The following is a 13,111-nucleotide window of genomic DNA, read 5'->3' as shown; positions in this document are numbered from 1 at the left end:
GCTTGTCTCAGTTATTAGAAGTATTGACAGAAAGAACGGATGTCTCAGGCATACGGGTGAACGAGCGGATTGCGCGGATGCCGAGGGCGGCCAATGCATAGGTGAGTGCCACCAGCCAGAAGCTGTGCGCCAGGCCCACCAAACCCATGCCGATACCCCCCATCAGCGCGCCGCTCAACGCGCCTGCTTTCGCGGCACTGTTGCCCATGCCCAGGGCGAAACCCTGCTGGCTCGGCGCTACGGTGTTGGCGATCAGCGTGTAGGCAACGGGCAACAAAGCGCCTTGCCACACGCCCCACAGCAGCCGACTGGCGATGAACCCCAGCCATTCGTTGGCCAGTGCCGTGAAGGCCAGCGTCAAGGCGCACGCCCAGGTGACCCACTCGATGATGCGCAGCGTGTGTGCGGGTTGATGACGATCGAACAGGCGGCCCCATAACGGCGCGGACAGCGCCAGGGTCAATGCGCTGGCGGCATAGCTGGCGCCGATCAGCCACGCGGGCGCGTGCAGGACATCGGCAACATACAAGGCGTAGAACGGTTGCGGCATCATCTTGGCTGCTTGAATCAATACGATGATTCCCAGCATCGCGCCAAGCCAGCCTTTGGGCAGTGCGACGGGCTTGGATGTACGGGCGGGTCTCGATCGTGGTGCGTCGTTGGGTAGGAACACGCTGATTATTGCGCACAACAGGCAGACGGCGGTGGCGCTGTAGCACAGTAATGCGAAACCAGATATATCCATCAGCCAGCCGCCCAGCACCGGCCCGGCGAGGGACCCGACGGCGGTGGCTGATTGCAGTCGGGCCAGAATATGCCCGCGTTCCCCGTCGCCGCAGTAGGCCAGCGCATAGGCTTGGGCTGCCGCGATGAAGCCGGCCAGGGCCCCTTGCGCCACGCGAATGACCACCAGCCACCACGGGTCGAGGGTAAGCGCCGCGAGCGCCTGGCACACCGCCAGCGCCAGCAACGCACGGATGATCATCGGCTTGTGCCCGGTGCGGTCGCCCAGTCTGCCCCACAGGGGCGTAAGGATCATCGCCGCCATCATGGGGCCGGCATACACCAGCGAAGACAACAGGCCGGTGTACTGGGCATTGGCAACACCCAGCAACTTCTGGATTTGCAGCGGCCAGAAGGGGCCGCTCATTTCCATGGCCCCCATCGAGACCAACTGGATCACCACCAGCAGCCGCAGCGCCATGCCGTTAGCCGGCATTGGCGATGGCGCTCAACGGGTTGGGCAGGCGCCCGACGATATCGGCGTGACTCTCCAGCAGGCGCATGCGCATGAACGACTTGGCCGGCCACGCTTGCTCCAGCAGTGCCTCGCGTTCGGTTTCCCAGCGTTGTGGCTCAACCTGGCCACGCAAATCGTCAAAACACTGGCTGACCTGTGTCGACAGTTCGTTCCAGAGCCGCGCCTGGGGAAGGTCGAAGTGGCGTGCAGCAAGTAATACCAGTTCGCCCAGGTGGCACATGAACACCGTGTGCAGCAGCTTGTCGCGTACGAAACCGGCGTCGTCGTAGAGCGTCATCTTCGGGTCGTGCAGTTCAATGTCCAGGCCGTGGGCGTGCAAGGTTTTGCGGTCGATCCGTATATCGCCGAAATCGCGCAGCAACAGGCGGCTCAATTGCCCGTCCGCAGCCATGACCATGAAGGAGTTCTGCTGATGGGCCTCGAAGGCAATGCCGTAGCGCAAGTACATGCCCAGCAGTGCCGGCACGGTGATCGCCGCGTAGTCGTGGAAGAAGGCGAACATGGCGTCCGCGTCATCCTTGCCTTTGCTCAGCCGCACCCATTGCCTGAGCAGCGGCTGGCCGTGCTGGTCGGTGGCAAACAGGCTGCCCACCGGCACCGCCATTTCTCCCGGCTGGAGCTGGCTCTGCGGGTTGTCGCGGTACAGCACCGCCAGGTGGCGAGAGTGTTCATCGTTGGCCGGCTGTGGCTTGAAATGCACACCGATGCGCTCGGGGACGATGCTGAGGATTTTCCGGATCGCAGGCTCGCGTTCCAGGACTGCCAGCAGCAGGTGGCTGATCCGCGGGCCCATGCGCGCCGAGCGTGGCGAAACGGTGCGCTGTACGCTGGTCAGTCGCAGCGACACCGGCAGCTTGACCATGGGCGCATCGCTCCGGCCTTCAGGCAGAACGGTCCGGAACGACATGGTGGGGTGGGCAGTGAATGCAACGATGTCGGTCAGCACCAGCAAGCGGTCACCGATTTCATTGGCGAACAGCTGCGGTAATTCCTGGCGAGCTTGCCAAGGGTGGGCAGGCAGCGGCAGATAATCGCTGGCCTCGAGGCCCTGAGCGGTCAGTTGTGCGGTCAATTGGCGGGCCGCTTGCGGGAACTGGCTTTGCCACCATTGCCAGTAATTTGCAGTACCGGCCAGGCTTTCGACATGGGCGTACTGGCGGTGCAACGCACACAGCAATACGGGGAAACGCGCCTCGAACTCCGGGGAGAAATCAATCACCTGGTCTGTGCCCAGACCCATCTTCGTCTTGTAGTTGGGGTGCCAGGGATGGCCGAGCGTGCCCCACTGCTCAAGCACGGATGTCGGGTTGCACACGCCGGGGTCGTTCTTGAGGTGGCTGAGCAGATTGTTCTGATGCGCGGGGTCCATCGAGGCGTGCAGGTTGCGCGTCCAATCCTCGTGAAAGGCGAGGCACAGCGTATCGTTGATGAAGCTGTCGTCGATCTCTGCGTTGAGACGGTTCAAGACCTCGGGGTCGGCAGGCGATTGCAGGCTGGTGTTGAGCAGCGTCAGCAACTGCGACGGGAACTGGATTTTCCGTTCGGGCTGACCATCCCGCAGCAGGCTGACTTTGCCTCGCAAATCCCAGCTGGCCATGCGCCCGGGTTGCAGGTGTTCGAAGCGCAGGCGGCTCTGGTCGGGCAGCACCAGCCAGCAGTGATCGTGTTCATCACGGTTGAGTGTGTCGGGGTCGAGCAGGCCTTCACGAAACAGCGCTTGGATCAGGCGTTGAAAACTGCGTTCGCAAGCCGGCGCCAAGGTCGCGACCAACGAATCCATGGAGAGGTGCCTGGCCTGAAATTGACGGGTGGCGAGTGCTTCACTCCAGCGGCCAAGCAGCGATTGTTCCGGTGTGGTGATGTGTCCGTGCATCGAGTCAAACTCCGTTTACGTGGGCCGAATGTAAAGCGCAGCGATACTATCGAGAATCATTCACAAATGTCTATTTTTTGTTACGCTTTTACATGAAACGATTATTCAAGGACTGAAGGGCAGGGGACGGGTGAAGTGCTTGTCTTCAGAAAACGAAAAACCCCGCTCAAAATGGCGGGGTTTTCTGTTTGTAGACGACTCGGCTGCGTGGGCCGAGCGGCTATGCGATTTCAGTGCTTCAGGAACTCTTTGCCTGGCGTTGCAGTTCGAGAGTTTCCAGCTCGTTTTTATAATTGTGGGCGTCGCTCTCGTTGTGGAACATGCCGACCAATACGTCTTGCTGATGAACATCCCAGATGTGAATCCCGTGGCCTATCGCTTCATGGGACATATGTTCATCGTCGCGCTCAGTTACTTTTACAGTCATCTGCTTGCTCCAATCTCTGGTTGATCTGCGGCAAGTCGTCGCAGGCCTTTGTTATATAATTTGTTAGCTTGCTAAGTAAACTGCTTTTGCGTGCAACAATTTATTGCGGGAAACGCAACAGTGACGCAAGCCGCGCAAACCGTGGCGTTGCGCTGTACGGTCTTGAGTTTTATGACAAAAGTTTCATGTTTGAGTCAGGCGTGACGGTTTGGTTGCTCCAGCTTCCGCTATCGGGGGCAAGCCCCCTCCCACACTTGGAATGCATTTTAAATGTGGGAGGGGGCTTGCCCCCGATAGCGTTCTACGCGTCAACACCAAAACCCCCGGGCAAAAAAAGCCCCGCATTCAGCGAGGCTCTTCTTTGAATCACCAGCGCATCAGCTACCTTTGACAGCCTGGCCGTCAACGGTGCCATCCTGCAGCATGATGTTGTATTCCTTGCCATCCGTCTCAACCTGGCGCAAGGCAACCAGAATGCCGCCCTGGTCCTTGGCAAACCACATCTGGGTGATGCGCTTGCTCTGGGATGGATCACGCACGCGTTCAACCTTGATCGCGTCGATGGAGCCCACCTTGGTCTGGACCTTTTCCGAGCCAATCACGCGGAAGTCATAGGTGTCGACATCAGTACCTTCGGCCACTCGGTAGCTCATGCTTTTCTTGCCGGCAGCCACGTCACGCTGAAGGGCGAGTTGGTACGTGGACTTGTCGAGCATGCCGCTTTCGAGGGTGACGTTAACCGGGTCCTTGTTTTCAAAGCCGGTGATTTTCTTGGTCGCCTGGTCGAAATCCAGGTTGATCTTCTTCGCCTTGCCCAGGCCGCCGCGTTCGAAGCTGTAGCTCTTGGGTTGCAGGGTGTCCTTGTCAAACAGGATCACGCTGGTTTCGGTCAGGCTGGCAATCATCATCGAGGCCTTGAAGTTCAAGGTCCAGGTGCCGTCGCCGTTTTTGGTCAGGCTGCGTTCAGCCGAACCACTCATGGGAAGCTGCTTCCAGTCGGCGGTGTAGCTGACGGAGAAGGGGTGAAGGTCTGCCGCTTGTACGGCAGGCAGAGCGAACAGCGCAAAAGCGAAAAGCAGGGCGCGACGCATAAAATCTCCTAGGTTCGAATCAAGTGGCCGCTGGCCGCGAGTAACTGACCGTCCAATAATGCACCCTGTTCACCGAGAATCAACCGACCCTCGGCAAACCAGCGTACAGCCAGCGGGTAAATCCTGTGTTCCTGGGTATGAACCCGTTGCGCAAGCGTCTGCGCCGAGTCACCCGACTCTACCGGAACCACTGCCTGTACGACCAGAGGCCCGCCATCGAGTTCCTCGGTAACGAAGTGCACGCTGCAGCCATGCTCGCTGTCGCCGGCGTCGAGGGCACGCTGATGGGTGTGCATGCCTTTGTATTTGGGCAGCAGGGATGGGTGGATATTGAGCAGGCGTCCTTCGTAATGCCGCACGAAATCAGCGCTGAGGATGCGCATGAAGCCGGCCAGGACGACAAGCTTGGGGTTGAAGGCGTCGATCAGTTCGATCAAGGCGCTGTCGAAGGCTTCGCGGCCTTCGAACGCCTTGTGGTCCAGCGAACGGGTCTCGATACCCGCGTCGCTGGCGCGCTGCAGGCCGTAGGCGTCGCTGCGGTTGGAAATCACCGCAGCGATGCGTACCGGGCTGTCGCCGGTACGCGTGCTGTCGATCAGGGCCTGCAAGTTACTGCCGGTGCCGGAGAGCAGCACCACGACATCACAGGTGACAGGCATCAATGCGCCTTAAGGTTCTTCAGTTCAACCTGGGCCGCGCCTTCGGCAGCGGTGGCGATCTGGCCGATCACCCAAGGTTGCTCGCCGGCTTCACGCAATACGTTCAGCGCGGTCTCAACGTGCTCCTGCGCCACGCAGATGACCATGCCCACGCCGCAGTTCAGTACGCGGTGCATCTCGATTTCGTTGACGTTGCCTTTTTCCTGCAGCCAGTCGAAGACCGCCGGGCGCTGCCAGCTGGCCACGTCGACAATTGCCTGGGCGCCTTTTGGCAGAACGCGCGGGATGTTGTCCAGCAGGCCGCCGCCGGTGATGTGGGCCATGGCTTTGACAGCGCCGGTGTCCTTGATCAGCTTGAGCAGTGGCTTGACGTAGATGCGCGTCGGGGCCATCAGCAGGTCGGTCAGGGGCTTGCCGTCGAGCTGGATGTTCTCGATATCGGCGCCTGCCACTTCGATGATCTTGCGGATCAGCGAGTAACCGTTGGAGTGCGGGCCGGAGGACGGCAGCGCGAGCAGGGCGTCGCCGGCAGCCACTTTGGAGCCGTCGATGATGTCGGCTTTTTCGACCACGCCGACGCAGAAGCCGGCCAGGTCGTAGTCTTCGCCTTCGTACATGCCAGGCATTTCAGCGGTTTCGCCGCCGACCAGGGAGCAACCCGACAGTTCGCAGCCAGCGCCGATGCCGGTGACCACTTGGGTCGCGGTCTCGACATTGAGCTTGCCGGTGGCGTAGTAGTCGAGGAAGAACAACGGCTCGGCGCCGCAGACCACCAGGTCGTTGACGCACATGGCAACCAGGTCGATGCCGATGCTGTCGTGCTTGTTCAGGTTCAAGGCCAGGCGCAGCTTGGTGCCCACGCCGTCGGTGCCGGAGACCAGTACAGGCTGCTTGTAGCCGGCCGGGATTTCGCAGAGGGCGCCAAAACCGCCCAGGCCGCCCATGACTTCAGGGCGCGCAGTGCGCTTGGCGACGCTCTTGATGCGTTCGACCAATGCTTCACCGGCGTCGATGTCTACACCGGCGTCCTTGTAGCTCAGGGAGGGTTGCTTGCTCATGATCCAGGCCTTTAGGGGGGATTTCTGGGTAACGACCGAGCCGGCAGGCGCTTTTTGTAAAAGGCCCAGCCGTTGACGGTCTGCGAAGGCGCGCGATTTTATCAGGCTTGAGGGGCAGCGGCCATCCTCGGGCCGACGGGCAGGGCATAAGAGCTTAAAAAAAACCGAATCGGCCCGGTAATGGAGCGTATTAAGGTATAGCCTTGAACCCGCTGTCGTTATGACAGTACGAAAACTTACCGGGACCCTGTGAATGTTTTACCGGTCGCTGTGTCACAGCCTTGCCAAACCGAGTTCACGCGGTCTGTTCCAGCCGCTAAATTGTCGTTCGGGAATCTTCCATGCGTCTGTGTAAATTCTTTTTTGTAGGCTGCTTGTCGTTGGTCAGCCTGGCGAGTCATGCCGAAACCCTCAATGGCCTCTATCAAGTACTCGAACCGGTCAGCAGCCAGTCGCCCCAAGAGCGCGACCAGGCCACCCAGCGTGCCGTGCAAACCCTGGTCATCCGCCTGACCGGCGATGCCAAGGCCGCCGAGGGCCCAGGCCTGGCGGCGATCCGCAAAGACCCGCAACAAATTATCAGCCAATACGGCTACGACGCCGGCCCACCGGAAAGCCTGCAAGTGGATTTCGACCCGGTCAGCACCGATCGCGCCTTGCGTGACGCCGGGTTGGCGATCTGGGGCAGCAATCGACCTTCGATCCTGGGCTGGTGGCTGAACGACTCTACCGAAGGCAGCAGCCTGGTCGGCGACGGCCAGGCGGTGGCTCAAACACTGCGCCGGGCGGCCCAGCACCGAGGCTTGCCGCTGCGCCTGCCGCTGGGGGATCTGGACGAGCAGGTGGTGGCCACCGCGCCGAACCTGGAAAGTGCCGACGCCACGCCGCTGCGCGCCGCCTCCGAGCGCTACGGCGCCGATGCGTTGCTGGCGGTTCATGCGCGCCAGGAAGGCAACCAGTGGCAGGCCAAATGGCGCCTGTGGCTGGGCGATAAAACCGAGCAGGGCAGCGTCCAGGGCGCTGACACTGGCGCGGTTGCCGATGCCGTGCTGCTCGCGGTCAGCCAAAAGCTGGCACCGCGCTTTGCGGTCAAGCCGGGGGTCAGCGCCGAACAGCTGCTTGAGGTACAAGGCATGACCCTGGAACGCTACGCCGTGCTGGGTCGTCTGCTGGAGCCCTTTGGTGGCCAGCCACAGCGGGTCGATGGCAGTCGCATTGTGTATCGCGTCAATGGCAGCGCCGATCAGTTGCGCACCCAGTTGAGCCTGGCCAAGTTGCAGGAAGTGCCGGCCGGTGAAGCTCCTGCCCAGCCACCGCAGGCCGAAGGTGCACAACCGGCCGCGGCGCCTGAGCCTCAGGCGCAGTTACGTTTTCGTTGGTAAGTGGCCTTCCTTCTATATAGAAGCGGCCAGCAAATAACAGAGGAAGTGGTTTATGGCGGATACGCGTCGTTGGGTGTGGCTTGGCGGGATTGTCCTGCTGTGCGTTTTTGTGTTCTTGCTGCATTCGATCCTGACGCCGTTCCTGGTTGCGTTGCTGCTCGCCTATCTGTTCGATCCTGTGGTGGATCGCCTGGAGAAAGCGGGCTTGTCGCGAACCTTGGGTGTGGTCGCGGTGTTTGCCTTGTTCACGTTGATCATCACCGCGCTGGTGCTGGTGCTGGTGCCGATGCTGGCCAAGCAGCTGTATCGGCTGTACGAACTGGCGCCACAGATGCTCGATTGGTTGCAGCACACGGCCATGCCGTGGGCCCAGGCCAAGCTGGGGCTGTCGGACGGGTTCTGGAAGTTCGACAAGGTCAAGGCGGCGATCAGCGAGCACATGGACAAGACCACCGATATCGTCGGTGTGGTGCTCAGCCAGGCCACTGCTTCCAGCCTGGCACTGATCGGCTGGTTGACCAACCTGGTACTGATCCCGGTGGTGGCGTTCTACTTGCTGCGTGACTGGGACATCATGGTAGCCAAGATCCGCAGCCTGCTGCCGCGCGACCGCGAGGAACGTATCGTGTCCCTGGCGGGCGAATGTCATGAGGTGCTCGGGGCGTTCGTGCGCGGGCAATTGCTGGTGATGCTGGCGCTAGGCATTATCTACGCCGCCGGCTTGATGGCGATCGGCCTGGAGCTGGGCCTGTTGATCGGCCTGATCGCCGGCCTGGCTGCGATCGTGCCCTACATGGGTTTCGTGATCGGCATCGGTGCGGCGCTGGTGGCGGGGCTGTTCCAGTTCGGCGGCGACCTGTACCCGATGCTGGGGATTGTCGCGGTGTTCATGGTCGGCCAGGCGCTCGAAGGCATGGTGCTGACGCCGCTGCTGGTGGGAGACCGCATTGGCCTGCATCCCGTGGCGGTGATCTTTGCGATCCTGGCGGGCGGCGAGTTGTTCGGCTTTACCGGCATCTTGCTGGCGCTGCCGGTGGCGGCGGTGATCATGGTGCTGGTGCGGCATGTGCACGACGTGTACAAGGATTCGGATGTGTACACGGGGGTTGAAGACCCCGATCTGTAATTGCGATAACACAAACCCGGCTCATGGCCGGGTTTGTTGTTTATGGCGGCGGGTGCGTCAAACAATTTACGTAAAACCAGCAAGTTAACGCAAACCTTTGATTTTGCTTGTGGTCTGCTGCATTGTGCGCCCGGCGCCACGAGTATAGACTTTGCAAACTTTACACAGAGGCCACTCACGGTTCGATGGGAGCCGTTCAGTCAGCATGAAACCGATTCAGCTGCCCCTAGGTGTGCGTCTGCGTGACGACGCTACCTTTATCAATTACTACCCAGGCGCCAATGCCGCTGCACTCGGCTATGTCGAGCGCCTCTGCGAAGCCGACGCCGGGTGGACTGAAAGCCTGATCTATCTGTGGGGCAAACATGGCGTAGGGCGTACCCACTTGCTGCAGGCCGCGTGCCTGCGCTTCGAGCAAATGGGCGAGCCGGCGGTCTACCTGCCCCTGGCTGAGCTGATGGACCACGGTGTCGGCATCTTCGACAACCTCGAACAGTACGAACTGGTGTGTCTGGATGATCTGCAGGCCATTGCCGGCAAGGCGGATTGGGAAGAGGCACTGTTTCATCTGTTCAACCGCCTGCGCGACAGTGGTCGGCGCCTGTTGATCGCCGCGTCGACGTCGCCGCGCGAGCTGCCGGTAAAGCTGGCCGACCTCAAGTCGCGCCTGACGCTGGCGCTGATCTTCCAGATGCGCCCGTTGTCCGACGAAGACAAATTACGCGCCCTGCAACTGCGCGCCTCGCGTCGCGGCCTGCACCTGACCGACGAAGTCGGCCACTTCATCCTCACCCGGGGCACGCGCAGCATGAGCGCACTGTTCGATTTGCTCGAACAGCTCGATCAGGCCTCGTTGCAGGCCCAGCGCAAGCTCACCATTCCCTTCCTCAAGGAAACCCTCGGCTGGTAGCCAGCCCTTGTATTTCAAGGCCTCGGCAAATTCCAGGCGCCAGAAAACCTGCGTTTTGACCGTTTTGGCCACGCAAAAGGCGCGTATCAGGGATTAAGGGCTTAGATGGCATAGTCCAAACGAGAAGTCACAAAGAACTCGATTGAATTTGCAAATCGATGTGATAGAGGGCATAGTCTCGCCTTCTTTACACATCAGCCACGGTCGTGCCCATGCTAAATCGCTTCGCACCCCTCGTGCCTCTCGCACTCGTTACCCTGTTGTTTGGTTGCGCCTCCCACCCTCAGCAGGTGGCAGAACAGCAAAAACCACAGGTTCAAAATCAGGCTAAATTCGTCGCTGCACAGTCTGCTTCTGTTTATGAAGAAGAGCTGGCAACCGAAAAAGAATTGGCCGATTTCTCCGGCAGCAAGCCTTATCAGCTGCCTGTTCTGGCCGACAGCATTCTCGAACGCGGCATGTCCCTGATCGGTACCCGTTACCGTTTCGGCGGTACTTCCGAAGCCGGTTTCGACTGCAGCGGTTTTATCGGCTACCTGTTTCGTGAAGAAGCTGGCATGAATCTGCCGCGCTCCACCCGCGAAATGATCAACGTGAAAGCACCGTTGGTCGCGCGCAACAACCTCAAGCCCGGTGATCTGCTTTTCTTTAGTACGGCCGGTCGCGGTCGTGTCAGCCACGCCGGTATCTACCTGGGCGATAACCAGTTTATCCACTCCAGCAGCCGTCGCAGTGGTGGTGTGCGGGTCGATAATCTGGGCGACAGCTACTGGAGCAAAACCTTCATCGAAGCCAAGCGCGCACTCGCCATGGCCCCGTCGACGGTTACCGCCAGTAAGTAAAGTTAAAGTGATACTTGAAGTTTGACGTGTAAGCGCTAGAATCCCTGGATATTGTTGTAATCCGTTCGCGCGAGCTTTGCTTGCGCGTTCTGGTTTTCAGCGTTCGGCAGCGAAAGCCGCATCCAGATCAGGATTGTTCTGCCCATGTCGACCTCGGCCCGCCTCATTCTGCTTGTTTGCGCCGCGCTCCTCAGCGCCTGCGCAAGCCGTCCACCGCCGCCCGCGCCCGTCGCAGCCAAGCCTAAGCCGGTGTTCAATTATTCCACCCAGAATTTCTCGCCCGCCGCCGAAGACGTACTGTTCCGCGCGCTGGGCCTGGTGGGCACGCCTTATCGTTGGGGCGGCAATACACCGGACTCTGGGTTTGATTGCAGCGGCCTGATTGGCTTTGTCTACCGCGATGCGGCGGGTATCTCCTTGCCACGTACCACCCGCGAGCTGATCGTGATGCGCGCCCAGGACGTGAGCGAACAAAACCTGCAAACCGGTGACCTGTTGTTCTTTGCCACCGGTGGCGGTTCGCAGGTCAGCCACGCGGGCATCTACGTGGGCGAAGGCCGTTTTGTGCACGCTCCGCAGACCGGCGGTACGGTGAAGCTGGATACCCTGTCAAAGGCGTATTGGCAGAATGCCTACCTGAGCGCCAAGCGGGTGTTGCCGGCAAACCTGGCGCGAAATCCCTGAACAAAACACCAAACCAAATGTGGGAGGGGGCTTGCCCCCGATGGCGGTGTATCAGTCACTATCTCCAGTGGCCGACACACTGCTATCGGGGGCAAGCCCCCTCCCACATTGCTTTGTGGTGTGCATGAGAGGGTCTACTTGGCAGCAGACACCCGCCACACCTTATTCCCCACATCATCAGCCACCAGCAAAGCGCCTTGCTGATCGATCACCACGCCCACCGGCCGGCCCATGGCGTTCTCATCCTTGTCGAGGAACCCGGTCAGCACATCCACAGGCAGACCTTTAGGCTGTCCACCCTCGAACGGCACGAAGATCACTTTGTAGCCACTGTGCGGCTTGCGATTCCACGAACCATGCTGACCGATGAACGCGCCGTTGCTGAACTGCGCCGGGAGTTTGTTGCCCTGGGCGAATGTCAGCCCCAGTGAGGCGGTATGAGGGCCCACCGCATAATCCGGCGCAATGGCCTTGGCGACCAGCTCCGCGTTCTGCGGGTTGACGCGCACATCCACATGTTGCCCGTAGTAGCTGAAAGGCCAGCCGTAGAATGCGCCATCCTTGACCGAGGTGATGTAGTCCGGCACCAGGTCGCTGCCAATTTCATCGCGCTCGTTTACCGCCGTCCACAATTTGCCGCTCTGCGGTTCCCACGCCATGCCATTGGGGTTGCGCAGGCCAGAGGCGAAAATACGATGCTGGCCCGTGGCGCGGTCGACTTCCCAGATCGCCGCCCGGCCTTCTTCGGCTTTAAGGCCGTTCTCGCCGACGTTGCTGTTGGAGCCGACGCTGACATACAGCTTGCTGCCATCGCGGCTGGCGATCACGTTTTTGGTCCAGTGATGGTTGAGGCTGCCACCTGGTAAATCGACGACCTTGGTGCCTGCCACCTTGATCGCGGTTTCGCCAGGCTGGTAAGGGAAGCGCAGCAGCTTGTCCGAATCCGCCACGTACAGGTCGTTGCCGACCAGGGCCATGCCGAACGGCGAGTTGAGGTTTTCCAGGAACACCGTGCGCGTTTCGGCGACGCCGTCGTGGTCGGCGTCGCGCAGCAGGGTGATGCGGTTCGGGCTCGGCACACCGGCCCCCGCGCGGCCCATGACCTTCTCCATCACCCAGCCGCGCACGCCCTTGCTGTCATCCGGCTTGGGCGGTGCGTTGGTCTCGGCCACCAGGATATCGCCGTTGGGCAATACATAGAGCCAGCGCGGATGGTCCAGACCCTCGGCGAACGCAGCCACTTGGGTGCCGCCAGCGGCCGTTGGCCTGGCGCCGTCCGGCCAGCCGACCGCCGGTGCGATATTCACGGTGGGGATCAGCGTCTTGTTCGGTTCCGGCAGCGTGGGCGAGGGCCCGGTGCCGTCGACCACCTGCAGGGTCGAGCTTTCTCCGCAGGCGGCGAGCGTGCCGGCCAGCATGATCAGTAGGGCGAGTCTGGTTTTGTGCATGGTGTTCTCCTGAATACCTGTAAGGGTAGAGAAGCACATCACCTTGATGGTTCAAGTACAGGGCCAGCTTTAATTGACGCTCCACCCCCAACCCACTAACCTTCGCGGCTTGTTCCAGGTGCTCTGTGGCGTATGCGTCAACAGAGTGAAACAGGGAAGCCGGTGAGTGAGCGCACTTGTACACAGTGCCGCCGCAATTCCGGCGCTGCCCCCGCAACGGTAAATGAGTCAAGACGCTGCCTTCTGCCACTGTATCCACACGATATGGGAAGGCGCAGCGCCGGCCTTAGCGCCACTCATGAGCCCGGAGACCGGCCTGAAACATTCAACAGCATCACGGTGGGCGATGC

At 60.7% G+C, this 13,111-nt stretch carries 12 protein-coding genes and 1 riboswitch; of the genes, 5 read left to right on the top strand and 7 right to left on the bottom strand.

The features are described from left to right. Window positions 1–7: 7 nt before the first annotated feature. The 6 genes from C4J94_RS19430 to purM all read right to left on the bottom strand — a co-directional run bounded on the left by C4J94_RS19430 (window position 8) and on the right by purM (window position 6,369). A complete protein-coding gene (locus C4J94_RS19430; RefSeq protein ID WP_124387638.1) occupies window positions 8–1,219 on the bottom strand; it encodes an MFS transporter in 1,212 nt (403 codons plus the stop codon). Beyond that, a complete protein-coding gene (locus C4J94_RS19425; RefSeq protein ID WP_124387637.1) occupies window positions 1,209–3,134 on the bottom strand; it encodes an IucA/IucC family siderophore biosynthesis protein in 1,926 nt (641 codons plus the stop codon). The genes C4J94_RS19430 and C4J94_RS19425 overlap by 11 nt, the downstream gene beginning before the upstream one ends. 238 nt (window positions 3,135–3,372) lie before the next feature. Further along, a complete protein-coding gene (locus C4J94_RS19420) occupies window positions 3,373–3,561 on the bottom strand; it encodes a hypothetical protein (protein ID WP_124387636.1) in 189 nt (62 codons plus the stop codon). A gap of 377 nt (window positions 3,562–3,938) precedes the next feature. Beyond that, entirely contained in the window at window positions 3,939–4,652 is a 714-nt protein-coding gene (locus C4J94_RS19415; protein WP_124387635.1) for a DUF3108 domain-containing protein, read from the bottom strand. A gap of 8 nt (window positions 4,653–4,660) precedes the next feature. Continuing rightward, a complete protein-coding gene (purN, locus tag C4J94_RS19410) occupies window positions 4,661–5,311 on the bottom strand; it encodes a phosphoribosylglycinamide formyltransferase (protein ID WP_124387634.1) in 651 nt (216 codons plus the stop codon). Further along, window positions 5,311–6,369 (bottom strand): phosphoribosylformylglycinamidine cyclo-ligase, encoded by a 1,059-nt coding sequence (gene purM / locus C4J94_RS19405; protein WP_124387633.1) that lies wholly within the window; start codon window positions 6,367–6,369, stop codon window positions 5,311–5,313. Before purM ends, purN begins: the two co-directional genes overlap by 1 nt. 341 nt (window positions 6,370–6,710) lie before the next feature. Here purM and C4J94_RS19400 point away from each other — a divergent pair, with 341 nt between their 5' ends. From C4J94_RS19400 to C4J94_RS19380, 5 genes are all read left to right on the top strand, one after another. Beyond that, window positions 6,711–7,751 (top strand): DUF2066 domain-containing protein, encoded by a 1,041-nt coding sequence (locus tag C4J94_RS19400; RefSeq protein ID WP_124387632.1) that lies wholly within the window; start codon window positions 6,711–6,713, stop codon window positions 7,749–7,751. A gap of 52 nt (window positions 7,752–7,803) precedes the next feature. Then, complete coding sequence (locus tag C4J94_RS19395) at window positions 7,804–8,877, top strand: AI-2E family transporter (protein WP_124387631.1); 1,074 nt, start codon at window positions 7,804–7,806, stop codon at window positions 8,875–8,877. A gap of 205 nt (window positions 8,878–9,082) precedes the next feature. Then, the gene (gene hda / locus C4J94_RS19390) at window positions 9,083–9,787 is read left to right on the top strand and encodes a DnaA regulatory inactivator Hda (protein ID WP_065884498.1); all 705 of its coding nucleotides are present in this window, start codon (window positions 9,083–9,085) and stop codon (window positions 9,785–9,787) included. A gap of 212 nt (window positions 9,788–9,999) precedes the next feature. After that, the gene (locus C4J94_RS19385; RefSeq protein ID WP_124387630.1) at window positions 10,000–10,629 is read left to right on the top strand and encodes a C40 family peptidase; all 630 of its coding nucleotides are present in this window, start codon (window positions 10,000–10,002) and stop codon (window positions 10,627–10,629) included. Between the two features lie 144 nt (window positions 10,630–10,773). Next, window positions 10,774–11,313 (top strand): C40 family peptidase, encoded by a 540-nt coding sequence (locus C4J94_RS19380; protein WP_124387629.1) that lies wholly within the window; start codon window positions 10,774–10,776, stop codon window positions 11,311–11,313. A 134-nt stretch (window positions 11,314–11,447) separates the two neighbouring features. Here the strand turns inward: C4J94_RS19380 and C4J94_RS19375 are convergent, their stop codons facing one another. Continuing rightward, window positions 11,448–12,761: a sorbosone dehydrogenase family protein gene (locus C4J94_RS19375; protein ID WP_124387628.1), complete on the bottom strand. Its 1,314-nt coding sequence runs from the start codon at window positions 12,759–12,761 to the stop codon at window positions 11,448–11,450. Window positions 12,762–12,860: 99 nt separating this feature from the next. After that, a riboswitch (cobalamin riboswitch) is annotated at window positions 12,861–13,096 on the top strand. Window positions 13,097–13,111: the final 15 nt, after the last annotated feature.

It is taken from the genome of Pseudomonas sp. R5-89-07, assembly GCF_003851685.1.
Classification (GTDB): domain Bacteria; phylum Pseudomonadota; class Gammaproteobacteria; order Pseudomonadales; family Pseudomonadaceae; genus Aquipseudomonas.
Note: the sequence above shows the minus strand (reverse complement) of the source record. Positions and strands in the feature narration are given on the sequence as shown.